At 57.2% G+C, this 22,064-nt stretch carries 20 protein-coding genes; 5 read left to right on the forward strand and 15 right to left on the reverse strand.

Annotated features, from left to right (window positions below):
- Window position 1: 1 nt before the first annotated feature.
- From BLU15_RS24685 to BLU15_RS24740, 11 genes are all read right to left on the reverse strand, one after another.
- Window positions 2-865, reverse strand: coding sequence for an NAD(P)-dependent oxidoreductase (locus BLU15_RS24685; protein ID WP_090298856.1), 864 nt, complete (start codon window positions 863-865; stop codon window positions 2-4).
- 727 nt (window positions 866-1,592) lie between these two features.
- Entirely contained in the window at window positions 1,593-1,949 is a 357-nt protein-coding gene (locus BLU15_RS24690) for a nuclear transport factor 2 family protein (RefSeq protein ID WP_090298858.1), read from the reverse strand.
- Between the two features lie 1,085 nt (window positions 1,950-3,034).
- A complete protein-coding gene (locus BLU15_RS39060; protein ID WP_143034250.1) occupies window positions 3,035-3,532 on the reverse strand; it encodes a peptidase associated/transthyretin-like domain-containing protein in 498 nt (165 codons plus the stop codon).
- Between the two features lie 36 nt (window positions 3,533-3,568).
- Window positions 3,569-4,198: a YbhB/YbcL family Raf kinase inhibitor-like protein gene (locus tag BLU15_RS24705; RefSeq protein ID WP_244546803.1), complete on the reverse strand. Its 630-nt coding sequence runs from the start codon at window positions 4,196-4,198 to the stop codon at window positions 3,569-3,571.
- Window positions 4,199-4,295: 97 nt separating this feature from the next.
- Window positions 4,296-4,943: a helix-turn-helix transcriptional regulator gene (locus tag BLU15_RS40095; RefSeq protein ID WP_176960341.1), complete on the reverse strand. Its 648-nt coding sequence runs from the start codon at window positions 4,941-4,943 to the stop codon at window positions 4,296-4,298.
- Window positions 4,944-5,547: 604 nt separating this feature from the next.
- The gene (locus BLU15_RS24715) at window positions 5,548-6,693 is read right to left on the reverse strand and encodes an alkene reductase (protein WP_090298870.1); all 1,146 of its coding nucleotides are present in this window, start codon (window positions 6,691-6,693) and stop codon (window positions 5,548-5,550) included.
- 42 nt (window positions 6,694-6,735) lie between these two features.
- A complete protein-coding gene (locus BLU15_RS24720) occupies window positions 6,736-7,758 on the reverse strand; it encodes a Gfo/Idh/MocA family protein (protein WP_090298873.1) in 1,023 nt (340 codons plus the stop codon).
- A 46-nt stretch (window positions 7,759-7,804) separates the two neighbouring features.
- Window positions 7,805-8,101, reverse strand: coding sequence for a putative quinol monooxygenase (locus tag BLU15_RS24725; RefSeq protein ID WP_090298876.1), 297 nt, complete (start codon window positions 8,099-8,101; stop codon window positions 7,805-7,807).
- A gap of 135 nt (window positions 8,102-8,236) precedes the next feature.
- Complete coding sequence (locus BLU15_RS24730; RefSeq protein ID WP_090298879.1) at window positions 8,237-9,079, reverse strand: type 1 glutamine amidotransferase domain-containing protein; 843 nt, start codon at window positions 9,077-9,079, stop codon at window positions 8,237-8,239.
- A gap of 98 nt (window positions 9,080-9,177) precedes the next feature.
- Window positions 9,178-9,870, reverse strand: coding sequence for a type 1 glutamine amidotransferase domain-containing protein (locus BLU15_RS24735; RefSeq protein WP_090298881.1), 693 nt, complete (start codon window positions 9,868-9,870; stop codon window positions 9,178-9,180).
- 279 nt (window positions 9,871-10,149) lie between these two features.
- Window positions 10,150-10,875 (reverse strand): SDR family oxidoreductase, encoded by a 726-nt coding sequence (locus BLU15_RS24740; protein ID WP_090298884.1) that lies wholly within the window; start codon window positions 10,873-10,875, stop codon window positions 10,150-10,152.
- A 47-nt stretch (window positions 10,876-10,922) separates the two neighbouring features.
- Here BLU15_RS24740 and BLU15_RS24745 point away from each other — a divergent pair, with 47 nt between their 5' ends.
- On the forward strand, window positions 10,923-11,942 hold the full coding sequence (locus tag BLU15_RS24745) for a LysR family transcriptional regulator (RefSeq protein ID WP_244546804.1): 1,020 nt from the start codon (window positions 10,923-10,925) through the stop codon (window positions 11,940-11,942).
- 1 nt (window position 11,943) lies between these two features.
- Here BLU15_RS24745 and BLU15_RS24750 read toward each other — a convergent pair whose 3' ends face one another.
- The gene (locus BLU15_RS24750) at window positions 11,944-12,852 is read right to left on the reverse strand and encodes a LysR family transcriptional regulator (protein WP_090298890.1); all 909 of its coding nucleotides are present in this window, start codon (window positions 12,850-12,852) and stop codon (window positions 11,944-11,946) included.
- 162 nt (window positions 12,853-13,014) lie between these two features.
- On the opposite strand from BLU15_RS24750, the gene BLU15_RS24755 reads away from it, so the two are divergent.
- The 3 genes from BLU15_RS24755 to BLU15_RS24765 all read left to right on the forward strand — a co-directional run bounded on the left by BLU15_RS24755 (window position 13,015) and on the right by BLU15_RS24765 (window position 16,076).
- On the forward strand, window positions 13,015-14,205 hold the full coding sequence (locus BLU15_RS24755; RefSeq protein ID WP_176960342.1) for an SMP-30/gluconolactonase/LRE family protein: 1,191 nt from the start codon (window positions 13,015-13,017) through the stop codon (window positions 14,203-14,205).
- Window positions 14,206-14,547: 342 nt separating this feature from the next.
- A complete protein-coding gene (locus tag BLU15_RS24760) occupies window positions 14,548-14,847 on the forward strand; it encodes a DUF1330 domain-containing protein (RefSeq protein ID WP_090298894.1) in 300 nt (99 codons plus the stop codon).
- A 128-nt stretch (window positions 14,848-14,975) separates the two neighbouring features.
- Complete coding sequence (locus tag BLU15_RS24765; RefSeq protein ID WP_090298897.1) at window positions 14,976-16,076, forward strand: alkene reductase; 1,101 nt, start codon at window positions 14,976-14,978, stop codon at window positions 16,074-16,076.
- Window positions 16,077-16,423: 347 nt separating this feature from the next.
- On the opposite strand, the gene BLU15_RS40905 is transcribed toward BLU15_RS24765, so the two are convergent.
- The 3 genes from BLU15_RS40905 to BLU15_RS24780 all read right to left on the reverse strand — a co-directional run bounded on the left by BLU15_RS40905 (window position 16,424) and on the right by BLU15_RS24780 (window position 20,125).
- Window positions 16,424-16,846 carry a helix-turn-helix domain-containing protein gene (locus BLU15_RS40905; RefSeq protein ID WP_090298900.1) on the reverse strand — a complete coding sequence of 141 codons (423 nt, stop codon included), beginning with the start codon at window positions 16,844-16,846 and terminating at the stop codon, window positions 16,424-16,426.
- 379 nt (window positions 16,847-17,225) lie between these two features.
- Entirely contained in the window at window positions 17,226-18,395 is a 1,170-nt protein-coding gene (locus BLU15_RS24775) for an iron-containing alcohol dehydrogenase (RefSeq protein ID WP_176960343.1), read from the reverse strand.
- Window positions 18,396-18,676: 281 nt separating this feature from the next.
- Window positions 18,677-20,125 carry an aldehyde dehydrogenase family protein gene (locus BLU15_RS24780; RefSeq protein WP_176960344.1) on the reverse strand — a complete coding sequence of 483 codons (1,449 nt, stop codon included), beginning with the start codon at window positions 20,123-20,125 and terminating at the stop codon, window positions 18,677-18,679.
- Window positions 20,126-20,430: 305 nt separating this feature from the next.
- On the opposite strand from BLU15_RS24780, the gene BLU15_RS24785 reads away from it, so the two are divergent.
- A complete protein-coding gene (locus BLU15_RS24785; protein WP_090298905.1) occupies window positions 20,431-22,035 on the forward strand; it encodes a GMC family oxidoreductase in 1,605 nt (534 codons plus the stop codon).
- The last annotated feature ends 29 nt before the right edge of the window (window positions 22,036-22,064 follow it).

Here is a 22,064-nt window from a genome sequence, read left to right on the forward strand (position 1 = left end):
GTCATTCTGTGAACAGACGCACGACGCCGGTCATGTTCTCATCACCATATCCGCATGAAATCGCAGATTGGAAGACCTGCAGAGCTGCAAGAACGGTAGGTACATTCGCTTCGGTACCAGCTGCTCCTACGATGTAGCGGAAGTCTTTCTCGATGAGCTCTATTGGGAATTGTGGCGCAAAACTGCCGGAAAGCATCGATCCGGCGAGGTAGCTTGCGGCGGGGCTCCATGCCGAAGCGGCGGAGACGGCCTGCAAAACGCGTCCTGGATCTGCACCTGAGCGCTGCAGCATCCCGATGAGTTCTGCAAGAGCGGTCACCTGGATGCCGAGGAGTGCGTTGGTAGTAAGTTTGGCGAGCGCCGCCGTACCGAGTTCACCTGTATGGCGAATGTCAGATCCCATGGTCCTAAGCAACGGCGTAGTACGCGCGAGCGTGGCTTCCGCTCCTCCTGCAAAGAACAGGAGCTGGCCTGATTCGGCCTGGGGGCGCGAGCCGGAGACCGGGGCTTCGAGAAAAGAAACGCCCCGCGCAGTAAACGCAGCGCCAAGCTCGCGAATCCAGTTGGGTGTCAGCGTCGAGCTTTCGATCGCAGTAGCGTCTTTGTCCATGGCTGGTAGCGCACCGATTTCGGGGTCGAGCCACACGAATCGCGAGGCTTCGTTATCTCGAACCATCGACAATACGAAATCAGCTTCGGCTGCAGCCTGCCTTGGCGTTTCCGCAGCGCGGGCGCCGGCTGCGACCAGATCAGCAGTTGCAGCAGAAGTGCGGTTCCATACGGTGACGAGATAGCCGGCCTTAATGAGGTTGGCGGCCATTCTGGACCCCATGCCCCCGAGGCCCAATACGCTCACTTTTGCCATTCTCAGATCTCCATTAATGATTACGCCAAACGCCGAAGAGCAAGGTGGCGCGCGACTTGCCCATTTTGCGGGACCGTCCATGTCAGCAGGCGGCGGTTACCCTGGTTGGATTCAAATGCGCCCTCCACGGTCGTAAGGACGCGTTGTGGCCGCCGTCCATCGGTCTCGAGCGCCGCATCGCCATCTTGCCAAGTCCTTCGTCCCAGAGCATGGCGACTGTCTTAATGATATCGGCGCGCTTCACCGTGCCGGCTTGGCAGGACGTTCGCAGCGGCTCACCCGTATCGTTTTTGACTCAGTACGTGCTTTCATGAACTGCCGGGCAGGTCGCACAAACATGTTGGTCAAGATCGTGTTCGTGCTTTTGAGGCGTGGTACAACGACAGCCAGGACAACCGAACGTTAAAGGCGTCGCGATGCCCTCTGCGGGTTGAAGTTATCGATAAAGACAGAATGGGTCGAAACGAGCGACATTCGGACATGACAACACTCTCGGCTTGATAAATTGTCATGCTCTTTCAGAGATGCTCCCAGGGGCGCCGCGCCACGTTGCAGGCCGATATTCACTCATGAAGTGCGTTATGGACATGAACGTGGGCGCCGCCCTTTTTGAATACCTGCCCTTGCGACCGACGGCAACATCGGCCCCAGCGCAGTCTAACCGCAAATGGTGTTGGTCCTAGCGTCGGTTGTGTGAATTAGAGATTCAATACCGACCCCAATCCGACTATACGGCCAACGAAGCAAAGGTCTGCATCAGGATTTTGCCATCGCGGATTAGAAAAGTGTCGGTAGCGAAGGTCAGGAAAGGTTTCGCGGTCCAGGTAATGAACGCGTAATCGCCATCACAAACCTTGCTTTGGAGTACGTAGGCGTCCCAAAATGCAGGCGTTGCGTTGTCGATAAACTCCTGGAAGAATACGCGCAACTCCGAAAGGCCGCGAACGACGCCCTTCGGCGTGATTACCACTGATTCATCCGTATAGTCGGCCAGGATCTCATCCACGCCCGCAGCGAACGCTCCCATATGATGCTCCAGGACTTTTCTGGTCATCAATGTCACGTCTGATTTGTCTATCGTCATCAAATACTCTCCTGTTATTCTGGTGGTGGTAGTGAACAACCCGTTAACTTTCGCCCCAACAAAATCTTTGCTTACCAATCTCAATAATGTGGAAGAAGGAAATACCGGGGTACCCCCAGTATTAACTCCCGCCATTCGTTGGCATTGACAAAACCAGTGGTGGCGTTACGTGAGGCAAAACAAGTGTTGCCTCCGTCACCTCCAATTATCTTGTCTGGCCAAACGCACCTTGGCTGCTTCCATCAGCAGTCCCTTCCGGCTGGACTAGAGGTCCAATCGGTAATCAGGAAGCAAACTAGTTCCCAGGTTGCTTCCGATTGAAACTATGAAATGCCATCTACCGGCTCAAATCATATGATAGGGTAATAGCCATCATGATTCTTATGGCTTCACATTTCATATAGACCAACTTGTCTGCCTGCGAACGTACCTCGACGCCTATCGTGCGAGATCCCTTGCTCTCGCGTCACCCCTTGTCCAGCACCTGTTCGCGTTTGAAGTGGCGCCACCGATCGATTCTGACGCGAAAGACGGAGGCTGCAGCGGCAATGAGGCAAGCCACAATCGCAACGCAGAGCAGAGCCTTGCTCCACGGTCCCATCGCGCCTTCGATCATCCAGGCGTGGATTGCAGCCGAAGTAGTTGCAATCGATGCGACGACAAAGTGTGTAGCGGTCCACAGCGCTGCAGGGACTCTTCTCCGTGCGGCCCCGGTCAGCGCTCCGACCACAAGCCCGCCGAGCCCTATGACGCCCCAGAAAGAGAAGGGTGTCGGGGCACGCAACAAGAGGGCGTCGGTTACATCCTCAGGGCTGTAGAGCCAAAGTCCTCCCACATGCGCAACAGCGAGCACTATGAGTGCCCCTCCAACGAAACGATGCACTTGCCTCCCCGACGGTTTCGACACCAGCCAGCCTGTGACCAAAAGCGGCTGCACGAGGAGCAATCCTAGTGCAAGCACGCCGGCCAACCCACCAGCCACCAAGCTTGGGGAGCGACCGTCTTGCAACGGCGAGGCCGCGGCAATTGTGAAGGACCAAATTAAGAGCGCGGCGGCCAGTGCGCGAATGACGATTCGCGGACGGTCAGCCGCTCGGCTGCGCATCACTATTCGCCATCGGTTGCACAACAAAATCTACCGTCATGCCTTCCCGGTCATCGCTGCCGAGAACCGAACGTAAAAACAATGTCTGATAATTCGGATCGACGAACGCGATGTGGACATGGGGTTGCCCGAAAGACGGGCGGACCTCGGATATCTCCATGGTATAGCGACCCTTGGCATCCGTGAGGACCGAGCCGTGGTTGGAGGGTTCGCGTTCGCCCCCGCGATCGGTCGCCGACCAGACCTGCACCCGGACATTGGCAAGCGGCGCGCATGTGCCTGCTTCGCGCACTATACCAGTGAGCGTCCAACCAGTACCGAGGTTCTCGATGATGGGAGCGTTCGGCACGTAGTTGTTAGCGCCGCTACGCATCGTTTCCGTAGCCACGCAAGCACCACTCGATTGCGCGATTGCGGGAGCAGTGTGCAACGTCGCCACAGCTGCCGCAGCAGCCATTAAAGAACGGGGAGAGATCATGGTAGTCCTCCGCAAATTCGAGTTCGTCCGATCGCTTTACCGACCCTGATTGACTGTTAGAGTGGCTTCACCAAGCGCATTGGCTCTGGTGAAGAAGCCAACGAGCGCGGGAGTCGCCTCCTGTGTGATCGCGTCCGGTAGCTTCTCGATCTTCAGTGCGGTCAGCGTGATGACGTAGTCGTGGCTTGAGCCCTGGGGCGGGCAAGCACCGCCATAACCGGCACTCCCAAAGTCCGTTCGGGTCTGGAACGCACCGGCCGGAAGCCGGTTGCCCTCGGCGGTAATTCCACTGTGGAGCTCGTTCACGTCGGCTGGTATATTGGCGACAACCCAATGCACCCAGCCCAAGCCGGTCGGCGCATCCTTATCATACATTGTCAGTACAAAGCTTTTTGCCCCTTCCGGGGCGCCACTCCAGGTCAGCCGCGGGGAAACATTGCCACCAGAGCAACCAAATCCGTAAGGCTCGCTCAGGAGCTGTTGGTCCTTGAACTTCCCCCCCTCCAGGTCAGGACTGGACAGGGTAAAGCTTTGCGCAAACACCGCCGATGACGATCCCAAAATTGCAATTACAGATACAAGCGTTGGAAATAGCTTAGGCATAGATTGACCTCGTTTATCTGAAGCCGAAACCATATACAGCCTGCGCGCGGTTGCTGACCTCATCCGATCAATTCCTATGCTAATTCGATCAAAGCGCTCTGCCATGACAAATGAATTGGGCGCAGCAGCGGGCCGTGGTCTGGTGCCGGACGGTCAACCCTCATTCGGGCGAGCGCACAGCTGAGGGGCTACAGCCGAAACGCGCGCGAAAGCGCGCCGAGAACCGTGACGCGCTCTCATATCCTATCTGGAAGGCTATCTGCGTTACCGGCAAATCAGTCACCTGAAGAAGCGTCAGCGCACGGTTCATTCGAGCATCAATCAGCAGACTGTTGAACGAAGTGTTCTCAACCGCCAGGCGGCGCCTGAGTGTCGCCTCGCTAACACCCAGGTGCTTAGCAACAGCTGGGGCGAGCCATTTGGCGCTTAAGTCTTCGCCGAACACTCGCCTTACCCGGTCCGACATCGACTTGCTCACGGGATTACGAAAGTAACCGCCACTTTGATCAAGCCAGGCAAGCATTTCGACGATGCGTGCGATCGCTGCTTTGGTAGGGACATGGGCTTCTTCGAACACGCCCTTCTGTGCGTGTTGAAAGGCTTCATGGAAGGCAAGAGAGAATGTCGAGAGAGCATGCACACACTGGATGGGCGTGGCAGCGGCATTCCTATCTGCGAAGCCTGCCACGATTGCCGGATCGCAGACTAGCCATTCTGCCTCATAGAGGTTGGTGTCTATATCGGGTGTGTTCAATATGTCAAAGGTTTGTCCGCCTGCAACAGCTATAGCCGTTCCTGCTTCAACCAAGCACTCCCTGCCAGCCCATCGTAGTCGCTTGTTTCCGTGTCGTACAACGATAAGGGTGGGGTCCTCAATGATGACTGCGGGCAATAACAGCTGCCGTCGTTGAATGATTCTTGCCGTTGCGCCCACGCCCGCGCGACTGACTATCGTTCGATCCATCCGTCACCTCTTTCGTCATTTCGCCTCTTGGGCTGCTATTGGCACGATGAAACATGCCCGCTAACAGCATGTAACTCGCAGGTCGCATCTATGGGGTGGCCCTAGGGAATTGGTAGCGCTTGGCAAGTTAGAGAAGCAATCGCTGATGCTGGTAGCGAAGGACCCCTCAAGAAGGCGCAGTAACAGACCGGGAATCCGCGGATCGACGGAACAAAAATATGCTTCGATCTGTGTGTACAACGCCAACGCCCACCAATGCTAACACAATGTCACTCATCAAATGCGAAATTTAGGAGTGCAACCGAAATTCATGCCTGGATATGGACGGCTTGGTCCAAGCGACGGTAGCTAGGCAGCCTATCGGATCGTTTCCATCGTGGCCATCACGTTTCTTGCTGTGAACGAGCCGCGCCGGTTTTGCGGCTCGGCTCAAAAGCGATGCTCGAGGTTAAATCGAGCGTGCCGCAGGAGCCGCGTTAGGCCAAGCTGCCAGATCGCGATACGCGGCATAATCGGTATATCCCAACGTAGTACCGCCATAAAAGCTGTCGCGGTCGGCCTGGGCAAGCGGCCAGCCCTGGCGGAAACGTTCGGCGAGATCGGGGTTGGCAATAAACGGCTCACCGAAAGCTGGTAAGTTGATGAGGCCATCGCGAACCAAGCTCTCTGCCTTCGTCTGATCAAGCCCGCCAGCCAGGATGAGTGTTCCCGAATAGGCTGCGCGGAAACTCTGCAGGAAACCGACAGGCATGGGCGAAGAGCCACGACTGCCCTGATCCATGAAATGCACATATGCTAGATTGCGTTTCGACAGCTCCGCCGCGAGGTGCAGATAGGTGGCTTCAATTTCGGGATAGTGCGCCATTTGGAACAGCTGTCCATAGGGCGACAGACGAATGCCGACTCGGGCAGAGCCGATACGCTCAATTGCTGCATCAACGACCTCGAGCAGGAATCGCGTGCGGTCTTCCATTGTCGCCGCCCCATAGCGGTCGGTGCGGTCATTAACGGTGGGATTCAGGAACTGCTCGAAAAGGTAACCATTGGCACCGTGAAGTTCGACGCCATCGAAACCGGCCTCCGCCGCATTTGTGGCGGCATTTGCGAAGTCGTTCACGACGCGCTTGACTTCCTCGGTCCCCAGCGCCCGTGGCACGCTCGCTTGAATGAAGCCGGGCTCGCCTTGGTCATCGAAGGCAAACGCCATGCTGTTTGCGTCCCGCGCGGGCTGGGCGGTGGCGCTGACGGGGGCCTTGCCACCGGGCTGCAAGGAGTTGTGGGACATGCGCCCGACGTGCCAGATCTGCGCGAAGATGGTTCCTCCTTCCCCATGCACCGCGTCGGTCGTCAGGCGCCAACCCTTCACCTGTTCTTCCGACCAGATGCCCGGTACATAGGCGAAGCCCTGCCCTTCCTGCGAAATTGGTGTCCCTTCCGTCACGATAAGGCCGGCACCGGCACGCTGGCTGTAGTAAAGGGCCGTTTGGGCGTCGGCAATACCGTTCTTGGCGCGCGCGCGTGTCATAGGCGCCATGACAAGCCGGTTTTTCAATATGCGCCCGGCTAAATCGTAACGATCGAAGAGAGTAGTCATTGATTTTCTTTCGTGTTCTGCTTGACAGTGTCGGGTGGTGGCTCACGTGCTCAATTGAGCGCTTAGCCAGACCGCATCGAGGAAACCTTGCGTCTTCGCGGACGCCTCCAGCCATTTTTCTCGGTTGCCCGCATCCGGATTCAGCGCCAGATCCGCGAAAGTCTCGACCATAAGGGTGTGCTGCGAGATCGGGGTTGGCGTCTCGATAAACACGAACTCCTTTCTGGTCGCCATGCCGGAGCGATGGGTGATGCCGGTCGCAATATCGGGATTGTCGAAGCCGAAGCCGCTTTGCCAGTCCAAAACAAAGTCATCCTGCGTCAAGATACCGGACGTTCCTGCCAGCGTGAGGTCCATCACCGCTGCGCCAGCGGTGTAGCCGATATCGAACGTCGCGGTTTTTGTATCGTCGAACTTCAGGACGCCTGTTGCGCGAATGACTGCGCCCGACTCTGAATCGCGTTCGGTGAAGACCTTGATATCCTCTAGTCTCTCCGGCGCGAGATATTCGACGACGGCGCGCATCGAATACCACGCCATGTCGCCCACCGCGCCCATCGGCTCATGGTCCGGGTCAAAGCGGATATTGTCGCGGTCCGAGAACGGAAAATAGAACATCGTATGCAGGGAACGCGGCGTGCCGATCAGTTCTGCACATCGTTCGCGCATCACCGCAGTGCGCGGATGATGGACGAAATGGGTGGCGTCCATCAGCACCAGCCCTTTCTCGCGAGCCAATGCAGAAAGACGCTCGGCGACTTCGATTGATTGCAGTGGCTTTTCGATCAGCACGTGCTTGCCGGACTCAAGGACACTTTTCGCGATGCCTTCCTTGGCGGCGGTGGGGGTCGCGACATAGACCGCGTCGATATCGGGGCGCGCGAGCAATCGTTCCGCGCCTTCGACGGCAACCACGCCCGGATAGTCCACAACGAAGGTTTCTGCTTTCGCCAGGGTCCGGCTGGAAACGGCCGTCAGCCGCGCATTTTTCGACGACTGGATTGCCGGTGCAAGAATTCCTGCAATAAAGCCCGTGCCGACGATCCCGAGGTTCAACTTTTTCATTGCATGTCCCGTTTTTCGTAAGGTGTTGCGAAAGGCCGGCGCAGCGTCAGGCGATTTGATCAAGCGCGTGAATTTCAATATGGGCAATCGTCCCGGGCGACAGCTGGGTGTTGAAGGAGCGGATTGCCGTGCCCGACATGTGCTTTTCCCAATCTTCACGCGACGCCCAGTCTTCAACGAAGACGTAGACGCCTTGTTGCGCCGAATTGCGGAAAAGGTGATAGGAGAGGCAACCCTCCTCATCCCTCGTTGCGATGGAAAGCGCGCTTGCATGCTTTTCGAACGCGGCTTCCTGTCCCGGAGCTATGACGACGCGCGCGACGACTTTGATGCTGGTGGTCATGTTGTTTCTTTCGTGTTTGGGAAATGTTTAGGACGGGCCGGGATTGCAGCGCGGCGGCTAGAATGACACTTTGCATTGGCACCCACAGGCTGTTTGCTGGGGGTGCCGGATGCATTTGACGTTTTGGAGCGTGCCTTACTTAAGCCGCTTCAGTAGTTCCTCGGCAACTGCCGGGGCAGACGCGGGGTTCTGGCCGGTTATGAGTTCGCGGTCCGTCACGACGTTGGAAGTGAATGGCGTCTGATTGCTCGAGTATGCGGCGCCGGCCTGTTCCAAGGCTGTCTGCGGGTAAAACTTCATCTCTCCGCCGTTCAACAGGCTTTTTGCCATCTCCTCCTCCTGATTGCTGATGACGGTGAGCTTGTATCCGGCGTAGATCCAATCCGGCTTCTGCTGGACGCTGTTTTGGGTTTCAAGCTGTCCTGTGAAGCCTTTCGCATCCGGCAAGGTGGAAAGAAGCGCGATCGGTCCATGACAAGCCAGTGCCGTCGTCTTGGCGTTGGTGTGAAAGTGGGTGAGAAGCTTGCCCAACTCGGGGCTGACAAGCAGGTCCTGCATGGGGGCGTGACCGCCCGGGACATAAACGGCATCGAATTGATCATAGCCGATCTGTTCGACGCGAGAGAGGCTGATGACCGGAGATTTGGTCGTCGATGTCAGGTTGAGTTTGTCGAGGAGGTCACTGCTCGCCTGCATCGCTGCCTCGTCGCCGCTGAAATGCATCTTGTCGACGGACGATTTATCGAGGGTCGGTGCCGATCCTTTGGGAGTAGCGAAAGTGATGACGTGACCGGCATTAAGCAACGCTTCGACCGGCTGCATCAGTTCGTTGAGATAAAAGCCCGTTTCAAAAACCTTGCCATCCTTCAGGTCGAGGCGGTCGGAATCTGAAAGGACGACTAGGACATTGGCCGCATGCGCATTGAGCGCGCTGGTGCTCAGTGCGAGGGCAATTGCAAATGTGCGGATGAGTTTCATGATATTTCTCCAGAAAAGAGCAGCCAGCATCCCGTAAGACCTAAGGCACGGGGATTGCAGGTCATTGCGGTTATCCTCGGCTTGATGCCTTGCGATGGTTAGGCGGAAAGAAGATCCCGAACGGCTTCGCCGACGCCGGTTGCAGATTGCGGATTTTGGCCGGTAACAAGCTTTCCATCGACGACGATCTTCGCAGTCCAATTGGGGGCGGAATGGTGATGCGCTCCGCGGGCGGACAACGTGCTTGCCAAGAGAAATGGTACGACTGTGTCGAGGTTGACGGCGTGCTCCTCATTGTCGGTAAAGGCGCTGACATTCTTGCCGGAGACGAGATAGCTGCCGTTACTGAGCGTCACATTGACCAGTGCTGCGGGCCCGTGGCAGACGGCGGCCACGACGCCGCCGGCCTCGAAGACGTCGCGTGCGACGCTTTGAACCGCGGGACTATTTGGAAAATCCCACATCGCCCCGTGGCCTCCTGCAAAGAATATCGCGGCGTAGCGTCCGGCGTTTACGTCGGCCAGACGAGGCGTTTTGCGGATAGCGTTGCGGAACCGTTCGTCATTCCAGTAATGCGCATTAATCGGATCGTTGAGGTCGAGGCCGTCAACCGGCGGTTCTCCGCCTTCGATCGAGGCAAATTCGACCGGAATGCCGGCAGCATCGAACACGGCAAGCGGATGGGTGACTTCGCCTAGGTAGAAGCCTGTTGGCTCGCCGCCTTCGCCTTTGACGCCGTGACTGGTAAGAACGATCAGTACCGGCTTCCGATCGTGAACTTCGCTTGTCATGACCTACTCCTCATATCTGGTTGGGACAGTGACGCTAGACCGCGTCTGTTGGGACAATATTATTGAGGCTCACGCGGCAATAAAGATGCATAGCGGGAATTTATTTGTTCATCAAAGAGCAAGATGAATCGAGGCTTCTTAGAAGCGGCGTTGCGTCAGACATTCGGTTCCGTCGGATCAGCGGCTGGTGCCCGCTAGGATTATCCGCAGGAACGAGCGATATCTTACAGAATATGCCCACACCTCACGCGTGCTGTATCGCCAATGCGGTATGCGCGTTTACAGCATAGATTTGCCGATGGATGCGCCGCCATCCACAAAGAGCGTTTGACCCGTGATAAAGGCAGCGTCTTCCGACAGCAGGAATTCGATTGATGCTGCAATTTCGTCGGGCTTTCCAAGCCTATTCATAGGCACGCCGGACAGGTACCGCTTTTCGCCGTCACTGCCGGGCGCATTGTTGGCACGAAACAGTTCGGTCTCCGTTGGTCCGGGCGCCACGGCATTGGCTGTGATACCTGTCCTCGCAAGCTCGAGTGCCCAGGAACGTGTGAAACTGACAAGCGCCGCTTTTGCGGCTGCATAGGCGGTTCTTTCGGGGACGCCGAGAATGGTTAGACTGGAAATGTTAACGATGCGTCCCCATCCATTGGAGCGCATGTTTAGCAGCGCGGCCTGAACCCCGCAAACGGCTGGATGCAGGTTCAAGTGCAGCACGTCGTCAAGATCGCCGAGCTCGATTTCGCCGAGACGTTGCGGACGAACCAGCCCGACATTATTGACGATTCCGTCTATTTTGTAGCGAGCGCAGATAGTTTCAAAGACCTGTCCTGTACGTTCGCGATCCTGCAAATCGACCGATATCAGCGTTCCGGGAAATTGGGCGTCGTCTGCGCCTCGTGCAAGACCAATCACATGATGGCCTTTGGCAGCGAGGCGTTCGGACAAGGCGCGCCCGATGCCTTTACTGGCGCCCGTAACGAGGAAAGTTCGGTTTTCAGCCATTAGCTCAACCTTTCAATTTTCTTGTGTCGAATGACATTTATGAATTGATGCGGGTTCCGATCGCTTCTTGGCGATCATGTGGCGACAAGAAAATCACTTTATCGATGGCGATATCGGGGATAAAGCTTCGTGAAGGAAACAGATTTGTTCGCAAGAGGTTAGGAATGGGCCGCCGGTTTGACCATCTCGGCGATGTGGAAGCGTTCGTCACCGTCGTTGAAAAAGGTTCGATGACCGAAGGAGCTATCGCCTTATCTACCACCCCCTCGGTCCTCAGCCGCGCGATAACACGGTTGGAGACCCGGCTCGGTACTCAACTCATGCGGCGGACCACCCGCCGCCTCAGCTTGACGGATGCAGGACGCTCCTATCTTGAGCAAACGCGTGTGGCCTTTTCGCTGATCGACGATGCCGAGCGGGCTATTCAAGGGCGGGATGGCGAATCCCTGACGGGCCATGTGCGCGTCAGCGTCTCGACGACCTATGGGCATTACCGACTGCCCGACATGCTTGCGCGGTTTAGCCGAGCCTATCCTGAAGTCCACGTCGAGTTGAGCATTACGAACCGGAACGTTGATTTGGTGGCGGAAGGCTACGATCTGGCGATCCGACTGGGACCGTTGCCGGACAGCGGACTTATGGGACGCAAGCTAGAGGACGCCGCGCTTTGTCTGGTGGCCTCACCACGCTACCTTCAAAGAGCAGGTGCGCCGAACACGATTGATGATCTGGCGGAGCATCGGTGTCTACCCTTCGTGATGCCGAGCACGGGGCGGTGCTCCCCATGGCTGCTGCGCCGCGATGGTCTCGACGTGGACTGGTTAGCGTCGGGCCCAATCCGGATACTTGATGACGTGCTTGGCGTCGTGTCATTGGCAGAGAACGGTCTCGGAATTTGCCAGACTTATGATTTTATCGTTAGGGACCGGATCGAGCAGGGACGCCTGGTGGAAGTGCTTGCAGATGCCCGTGGGCGCTCTCGGCCATTCTCTATCATCTTTGCGCCGCATCGTCGCCTTTCAGCCGCCACGCGCGCGCTTATCGATTTCCTAGCCAAGGATAGCTAAATCAACCCTGGCCGTCTGACGCGAACTGCGACGCGGAAACAACGATATGGTCTCGGACGTATGCGACGCGCGGTTGGCGCAAGGCTCCTTTGTTCCATACGAGATAGAGCAGGTTCTCCGGGCCTGGACGGATAGTCGGCAATTCCGCCATTCTCCCAGTTGCGATGTAGTCTGCGGCAATATAATCGGGGAGCACCGACCATCCCGCTCCAGTGGCAACACCGTTAGCCAGCAGTCTCAGGTCGGGCGCCGTAACGGCGGCCTGATACAACGGGGTTTCATTGAACACCGCCTCGATGAACTCACGGACCAAAGGCAGATGCTCGTCATACGCCAGGCAAGGTAGCTCGCGGAGAAAGGCGGCGGTGAGAGAGCGTCCCTTCATCTGCCGCGCAATTTCGGGCGCAGCGACGAGGAGCAGCCTTTCACGTCCGATCTCAACATGGCCATGCGTGGCATTATCTGGCTTTGACGTTGTGATTGCCAGATCGACCGCCCCGTCGTCGAGCAACGTCCGGATGCGGTTCCTGTTACCCGTTTGCAGCCGGAATTTCAGGCCATGAACTTGAAGTGGCAAGATCATCGGGACAAGCCGCACGGAAAGAAACTCCGCCGGGCCGGCAATATGTACAGTTCCCTGTACGCTTCCTGACCTCAGGCGCAGTGTATCGAAGCTGGCTTCGAGTGCGTCGAGGTGCGGAGCGATGGCGCGGGCAAGATCGTCTGCGGCGGCGGTAGGCGCCACACCGCGGGCCTGCCGAGTGAACAGCGCTTTTCCGAATGTGTTTTCGAGGCTCTGGATATGCGCCGATGCTGCAGGCTGCGTAATCCCGAGCCGCGTTGCTGCGCGCGTCAGAGATCCGGAGCGATAAGCATCAAGAAAGGTGCGCAGGTAGACAAGCTGATTCATAAAAACAAATAAAGACCCATAAGAATTCCTATGGCTCTTACCCTAACTCATGATTTTAGAAAAGAGGCGTCCTTCTTATAATAGGTCAAACTCTATCTGAAAAAGAACGCACTCGGCATTGCCCGCATCAATGATGGCATGCGCAACGAAGGAGTTATAATAATGGTAGGCAGGAGCCTGAAACGACTGTTGCTCGTCATCGCGCTGGCAGCCCCGGCAGGGGGAACTGTTGCATCGGACAAGCCCAAGGAACCTGAACTCTGGCGCAGTTTTAGGGGGGTCTCGTGGCAGACCGCTGCCGATAGGAAACGTGATCCCGTTTCTCACCAGGCTCCGATCGCGGGCCTGCATTTCGCCAAGCACGGCGAAGCCTTCGTTTCCGTTCCACGCTGGATCAATCCCGCCGTCCCGGCAACGCTCAATCGTTTGTCCACCGAAGTCACGCATGGGCCGGCAGCCCTGACACCTTACCCCTCGGCAAAATGGAATGTCGCTGGAGGCAACCCCTCCGAGACCCTTCGCAACGTCCTCGGATTCTACATCGACAACACCAACAATTGGCTTTGGGCTTTGGATATGGGCTTTGTTGCCGGCGAAGCAGAAGCGCCGGAGGGTGGTCAGAAAATCGTTATCTTTGACCTCGCCACAGGAGAACCGGTGCGCACCGTAGTTCTCGATACTGTTGCCGATCGGCGGGGCAGCTTCCTCAACGACATCGCCGTCGATGAGGAAGCGCGCATTGCCTATATTTCCGACAGCGGATTTCGCAGCGCGCCTGACAACAAGACGGGCATCATCGTCTACAATTTCAACGCCGATAACGCGCGGCGCCTTTTGAACCAGGATCCTTCGGTCCAGGTCAAGAAGGACATAAGGGTGGTTTCGCACGGCGAGGCTGTATGGGAGGGCCAACCCATTCTTATCGGTATCAACGGTATAGCCTTGTCGAAGGACGGCAGCACGCTCTATTGGACGGTAACCACAGGCGACGCTCTCCATTCTATCAGCACAGAAAAGCTCAACGATGTCGCGGTACCGGCAAACGAGGTGGTTGCCGCCGTCAAAACGGTTGCCTCTCTAGATTTTGGCACAGACGGCATCATGGTGGCTGACGATGGCGCAGTACTGATCACCGACGTTGCCCATAACGGCATCACGCGCGTGGATCCCGCGACCGGAACCGTTCAATTGGCACAAGCGAGCGAAGGCGTGTTCTGGCCGGATACACTGACTGGAGGTGACGGAAACAATGTCTATTTCACATCCAGCAACGCCAACAATCATTTCGCCAATGCAGTTCAACAGGGGAGCGAGCAATTTGAGATCTGGCGCTTCTCGCTTTCGCCTCGTTGAAGGTTTTGCGGCAAATCCTTGGATGCGGTGACAGCTTAACGTGGGCCCTTGTTCAGTGTGAACAGGGGCTATCACGTCACGTATATATCCTGACACTCAGCATCGATTGACCAAGCAAAGGATCCATTTTGGCTTTTGAAGCACAAATGATTTTCCCGAAACCTGGTTTATCACCGTGCTTACGCCAATAAGATCGCAGCAACAGTTCTTCGATTTAGCGACAGCCGCGCTTGGTCAAAACGATAAGCGCGCGACATCCAGAAGCCTTCGTCTGCGGAGTGCCGATTTCATTCAGAGATTGGACCGTCCGCACCATCCGAGCCATTTGGTTGAGGAGAAAACATGACCGCCTATGTAGTTTTTATGCGTGAGAGCACACTGGACGCTGCCGAGCTCGAGACGTACTGGGAAAAGGTTCCCGCGGCGCGGGTCGGGCATGAAATCACATCGCTCGCCAGATATGGCGAGATCGACCTCCTTGAGGGCGCGCCGATCGAGGGAGCGGTGATCCTCCAGTTCTCCACCATCGAGCAGGCCCGGAATTGGTACCACAGCCCTGCTTATCAGGATGCGAAGAAACATCGCGAAAAGGGTGCGGAGTACCGGGCTTTCATAATTGATGGCGTAGACAGTGGTCGATGATCGGCCACGATTTATCGCAATCCCTAATTGTATCAGTAGGCATTGGCGGGACTGTCTAAAAGGTGTTCTCCGGCGCCCCGGTGGCCTAGTACACAATCTTACATGTCCCAATAACGAAAGGCGAAACCATGCTGTTCACACCCTATAGACTGGGCGCCCTAGAAATTCCCAACCGTATCGTCATGCCTCCCATGACCCGCTCGCGGGCAGGTCATGGTGATGTAGCTACGCCGCTCATGAGCGAATACTACGCGCAGCGCGCCTCGGCCGGGTTGATTCTCAGCGAAGGCACCCAGATCAGCCGGCAAGGACAAGGCTATGCCTGGACGCCCGGTATCTATACGCCTGAACAGGTCGCTGGGTGGCGCACGGTGACAGATGCGGTGCATGCGAAGGGTGGCCGCATGTTCGCGCAATTATGGCATGTGGGACGCGTGTCGCACAACACACTCCAGCCCGATGGCGGCGCGCCGGTGTCTTCCTCGCCGCTCGTCGCAGAGGGTGTAAAGGTCTTCATCGACCCGGATGGTCGCGGGCCGGAGGGCGGCATTGGTGAGATGGTCCAGCATTCAAAACCTCGCGCCCTGAGCGAAGCGGAAATCGCATATGTGGTGCAAGATTTCGTCAACGCAGCACGCAACGCGATTGACGCCGGTTTCGATGGGGTGGAACTGCATGGAGCCAATGGTTACTTGATCAACCAATTCATAGACTCGCAGGCCAATACCCGCGTGGACGGTTATGGCGGCTCCCTGTCACGGCGCCTTCGCTTCTTGCGTGAGGTCGCCGAAGCGGTTTCAGTCGCGATCGGCGAGGATCGGGTCGGTGTGCGTCTGGCGCCGCTGACCACCCTTCAGGGCGCTGTGGATGATACGCCGCAAGCCACCTATCTGGCCGCCGCCAAGGTACTCGATGATGTCGGTGCGGCGTATATCCACATTGCGGAAGCCGACTGGGATGATGCGCCGCAGATGCCTGCAGCCTTCAAGGAGGCGCTGCGGCTAATGTATCGCGGCACGATGATCTATTCAGGAAAATATACGGCCGAACGTGCGGAACAGGCTCTTCAAAACGGCTGGGCCGACCTAATCGGTTTCGGGCGCCCCTTTGTTGCTAATCCGGATCTCCCGGCGCGCCTGCAACTGGGCCTGGGGCTGAACCAACTCGACGCCAGCACGCTCTTCGGCGGGGGAGCAGCCGGATATACTGATTATGCGCGGGCGGTCTGATGCTAAACACAGCAAGGTTCTTCCTTTTCGGGACAGAGGAGCTGCGACGGGCTCGTCGCGATGAATCCAGTCAATCAGGCAAAGTCCGGCGATCCTAGAAAACAAAGATCTCAGTTAGTACAGTGAACAGGGAGGCCACCTAATAAAGGTGGCTGACAACGTCATGTCAGCCAACCCGTTGGGTTGAGCAGCCGGGAAGCCGAGGCCCTTTGTTTGAAGGAGCGACCATCGAATGCACAGTCGCGCTTCAAGCGGTGACTGGGAGTTGCTGCAAGCGAATCTCCAACTCATAGGCCACCTGAAAACAATAGCGCGCACTACGGTCTGACGAGGCCCGCAAATTTGTGCTACCCGCCGACCTTAACCTGAGCTTCAACAATACTCTCGACCAGTAGAATCAACTCCCGACGTGCAGTAAGGTCGCTGATGCGCATGAACGCCTTACTTAGCTCGAAGCCCTCCGCGCCAGATGCAACCCCAGACAATTCAATCTCGCTGGGGGCAAGCGTGTCATGGGGTCCTACTGGGTTTGCTACCTCTTCCAGAAAATATTCTATAGGTGCCCTCAATATCAGCGAGAGTCTCTGAAGACGCGTGGCACTAACCCGGGTTTTCCCACTTTCTATGTTGTGGACCAGTTGGAAGCTAATTCCGAGCTGTTGGGCAAGTTGGGACTGCGACAATCCCAGAGCATTTCGCCTCTGTAGTACTCGCTTTCCAATTTGGAGATCGACCGCATCGGCACGCTTAGAGGATTTCGGCTTATTCACGAATTAGTCCCGCTTGGTTTAACTTCAGTGCCAACCTATTGAGATGCGGACAGACGAACTGGGAGAACCCAACTTTGTTTGTGCCTGGGTTCGCGCGAGTTGTTGTCACATCGGCTATGAGCTGAAGGGCTGACCGGCCTTCAAACCTTTTTGAGCCAGACATACATCTCTCTCTTCCAATAGCCGTCACACCGATAAAAGGGCAACGCTGTGTCGGCTGGCGGCGACAGCAGACGTGAGTTGCGCCAATAGATCTCGCCACACACCATCGCCATCGCGATGAAGACAGGCTGCCAGAGAGGACATTGATTGGTCTGTATAAAGACGATGGCTGGCTGCTTTCAACGGCTGTCAACTTCCATCCCAGACTTGCGAATATCTAGAGGCTCGCTCTAACGATCATTTTAAGATCATCATATGCGGCGAGCTTCCTCGAGCAGGCGATATCAAAACCGTAGTTGGTTTCAGCAACCCGCAACAAATCATCGATTTCCTGGGCGCCAAGACTGCGGGTGAGCGTAGTATCCATCCCGATACGCTCGAAGAAATCTGCAACCAGCCCTGCTAGTCTTGATGCAGCAATGTCATCGCTTGTTTCGACTAACTCCGGATTGAACAGCCTGGCGGCCTTTGCTAGTCGATCGGAGGCCTGCGGTTGTGTCCAGTCAATGGTTGCAATGAGAAAGGCCGCACAGCTTTCTCCATGCGGCGTATCCTTGAGTGCACCCAGGGCCTGACCAAGGGCATGCGGAATGCCCACGCCCACGTTTGAAAGCGCGATGCCGGCCATGTAGCAGGCTTCCGCCAAATGGCTACGTGCCGTGATGTCCGTCGGATTTTGACACGCCTTCGGCAACCATCGCAGCGTTAGCTCCATCGCCTTTTCCGCGAACAGATCGGCCCAGCCGTTCGCCCGATTGCCAATGTACCCTTCGAACGCATGCAGAAAAGTGTCCACACCGGTGGATGCCGTCAGCCGTGCAGGCTTCGTCATATGAAGGACAGGGTCGATAAGCGCCACATCCGGCTGACAAAAGGAATGAATGATCGTTGCCTTCAGCTTTGCCTGCTGGTTTGATAGAACGGCATAGGGAGTGACCTCTGCCCCGGTGCCTGCATTCGTTGGTACCGCAATTAGCGGCAAGCCGCGTCGTGAAGGCACAAGGATTTCGGAATTCGCCCGGGCGGTATAGTCCCATGCGCGGCCACCATTGCTAGCGACAAGCGCCACGGCCTTGGCAGCATCAATTGTAGACCCGCCGCCGATCGCCACGATCAATTCCGCACCGAAACGCAGGAGATCGGCAGCCGCTTCATCGCAACTCTCGGCGCGCGGATTGGGCACGATATCGTGCCACAAGCGTGTCTCGATGCCCCTTGACCGGAGTTGCTCCACAATGCGCATCTCAAGCGCCGATCCCTTGAGAAATGGATCGATCATAAGGTAAGCGCGTTCACCGAAGGGTGCCGCGAGATCGGACAACTGTTCAATGCCGCCACAGCCAAAGATGATGCGGGTTGCCAAGGCTGCGCTATAGTGGTCTGTCATAGTTATCTCGGGCTCCTTTATACATGTTCCATGATATATCATATACACACTACCCATAAGCCCTGTTTTGACCTCTTCTGACCGCATCAGCCAAGCACTGGGACGCGAACTACATACGGGAGTGGCCTGTCTATAATCCTGGATTGGACGTTGGACCGCTGCCGTGACGCCGATCTAATGGGCCGACGGCACTGCTCGCAGAGCAACGGCGGGAAGACTAGCCCAAGCAAGCCGCGCGAGGCGCAGTCCCCCGGAGCAAACGCGCTCCGGGGAAGTGACGTTCAACCGCTGACCAGCTTCACCTCAAGGAAATCCTCTAGCCCCCACTTGCCACCTTCGCGCCCATTCCCGGACTGCTTGTAGCCGCCGAACGGCGTTCCCGGCGCGCGTGACGTACCATTGATTTGGATCATCCCGGCACGGATGCGACGGGCCACTCGACCGGCCCGGGCCGGATCGCCGGTCTGGATATATCCGGAAAGGCCATAGGGCGTGTCATTGGCGATGCGTATTGCCTCTTCCTCAGTGTCGAATGGTATAAGCGCCAGCACCGGACCGAATATTTCTTCGCGCGCAATTGCCATATCGCTATCTACATCCGCAAATATTGTAGGCCGAACAAAATAGCCGCGGTCGAAGCCTTCGGGACGTCCGGGTCCACCGGCGATCAGGCGAGCGCCCTCCTCAACGCCCTTCTCAATCAAACCTTGGATCTTGCTATATTGCAGTGCCGAGACGACCGGCCCAATATGATCGCCGTCAAGAGCGGGATCGCCGACCGAAATTGAGGCGGCCGCCGCTCTGGCATAAGCGATCGCCTCATCATAAACATGGCGCTCGATCAGCATCCGTGTTGGCGAATTGCAGGACTGCCCGCTGTTTTCGAAGCACTGGGCCACGCCGCGTTGGATGGCAGCGGACAAGTCGCTGTCGGCGAACACGATGTTCGGCGATTTGCCGCCCAGTTCCAGTGATACCCGCTTGACGGTCGCCGCCGCCGCCCGGGAAACTGCGATGCCCGCGCGGGTGGAGCCGGTGAAGGACATCATGTCAATGTCCGGATGGTTGGATAGCGCTTCGCCCACCACAGTGCCCTCGCCATTGACGAGATTAAACACACCCGCCGGAATGCCAGCCTCGTGGACGAATTCGGCAAAGAGCATGGCCGACATCGGCGCGATCTCCGACGGTTTAAGTACGACGGTGCAGCCTACCGCGATCGCCGGCAGTACCTTCAGCGAAATCTGGTTCATCGGCCAGTTCCAGGGCGTGATCAGACCGCAGACGCCGATCGGCTCATGGACTACCCTCTGGTTCGGATAGCGCTCGTTCGGAACTGTCTCAAACTCATGCGCCTTGAAAGCATCGATGAAGGCGTTGAGATGTGAAAGTCCCACTTGGGCCTGGGCATCGCGCGCCAACCGGATCGGCGCGCCCATTTCTCGGGATATCGCCTGCGCCATCTCCTCCATTCGCGCCGCATAAATGGCCGCTATGCGCTCCAGTGCCGCCAACCGTTCGGCTCGACTGGTCAGGCTCCATGTATCGAAGGCGGCCCGAGCAGCAACAACCGCCCTGTCGATATCGTCGGCGGTTCCGGCAGAGATCACCGCATAAGGTTCCTCGTTTGCCGGATTGATGACCGCGATCCGCTCGCGGCCAGGTACTGCTTGCCAGCCACCGTTGATATAGAAGTCAGTCTTTTCAATAAGTTGGGATTTCTGAAGCATGATTTTTCCTCATTTGGTGCCCTTTCCAGGGCGGCGGATCCTCCTCCGCCTATCCTTTGTACAACTGGCCGCGCCCTTCCGCTGTCAAGCGATCCGGGATCCGACACGAATTCATGAAAAGCGGGATGTATTGCGGCCACAAATCCCGGGGCATCGGCCGATCATCCGTTACCGACCCGCGAGTTTCACGTTCCTCCCTGCGCGTTTGGCCGGGTTACAATGTCTGACCGGCATTTGGCGAAACAGGATTGACCCTCCATTTGCGCCATGGCAACATATATCATATATTTGTTGGGAGAGAGTCAATGTACGATTATGTGGTCGTCGGCGGAGGATCGGCGGGATGCACTGTTGCGGCACGGCTTGCCCTCGCCGACGCGGGGCGAGTGTTGATCCTAGAGGCGGGGGGGCCGGATCGAAACCCTCTTATTCACATTCCTGCCGGCTTTACCAAGTTGCTGTCTACCGGACTGCTGCATCATTACCGCACAGAGGCGCAACCCGGCTTGAACGGCAAGGAGCGCATCCTGCCGCAGGGCAACGTGCTGGGCGGTGGAAGTTCGGTGAATGCTGCAATTTACATCCGTGGCCAGCGTGCCGACTATGACGGATGGGCTGAGGATGGTGCCGAAGGCTGGGGCTATCGGGATGTGCTACCCTATTTTCGTCGCGCGGAGGACAATAACCGGCTGAGTGATGACTATCACGGAACCGGCGGCCCACTTGGTGTTTCGGATGTCGGCCATGTCAACGAACTGACCCGCGCGTTCGTGCTGGCCTGCCAGGAATCCGGGATACCCTACACAGCCGATTTCAATGGCGCACGGCAACGCGGCGTTGGTTTCAACCAGACCACGACGCGCAACGGGCGACGAAGCAGTGCCGCAGTCGCCTATGCGCGACCGGCGCAAAAAACGGGCAAGCTGCGCATCGAGACGGGCTGCATGGCCACCCGCATTATTTTCGAGGGAGACCGCGCTGCGGGCGTCGAATACATCCAGGATGGCAAGGTCAAGACGGTCAGTTGCAGTCGCGAGGTAATCCTGGCTGGAGGCGCGATCCAGACCCCTAAGTTGTTGATGCTCTCGGGCATTGGCCCGGAGGAGCAGCTCCGCAGCCATGGCATTGCAATACGTGTCAAGAGCGAGGGCGTTGGCCAGAACTTACAGGATCATCTGGAATTTCCGGCGATCCGGCTCTGCACTGGTCCATACGGCTATTTCGGCCAGGACAGCATCGGCAATACCATCAAGAACGGTCTGCAATATCTGTTTTTCCGCAGCGGTCCGGTCATGTCAAATGTCACCGAGGCCTGTTGCTTCATCAACGTAGATGATCCCCAAGCCGAGCCGAACATCCAGATGCATTTCGTACCGATCGTCTTTTTCGATATGGACCGAGAGGTGGTAAAACAGGCTGGCGCGACGGTGAACCCTTGCGTACTCCGCCCTAAAAGTCGGGGTGAGGTTCGCTTGCGTTCTACCAACCCGGCAGACGCGCCCTTGATCGATCCGCGCTACCTTAGCGACCCTGATGACCTAAGGCTTTCGGTCGCGGCGCTTCGACGGGCTCGCGAAATTCTCGCCGCACGAGCTTTTTTGCCCTATGTGGAGCGCGAAGAAGCCTATCCGGGTCGTGAAGTCAAAAGCGACGCGGCGCTTGCCGAATACGTGCGCGATCGGGGCAAGACCGTGTATCATCCCGTCGGCACCTGCCGGATGGGGAAGGACGACGGCTCGGTCGTGGATCCGGAACTGCGCGTGCGCGGAATACGGAATCTGCGCGTCGTCGACAACTCCGTGATGCCGCGACTTATCTCTGGCAATACGAACGCGACGGCGATCATGATTGGTGAAAAGGCGTCTGACCTCGTCCGGGGGGTGCGCGCACTCCAACCGTCGCCGGTGTAATGGCGCTAGCGGCCCCTCCGGATGAAATC

It is taken from the genome of Ensifer sp. YR511 (assembly GCF_900103045.1).
Taxonomy (GTDB): Bacteria; Pseudomonadota; Alphaproteobacteria; order Rhizobiales; family Rhizobiaceae; genus Ensifer; species Ensifer adhaerens.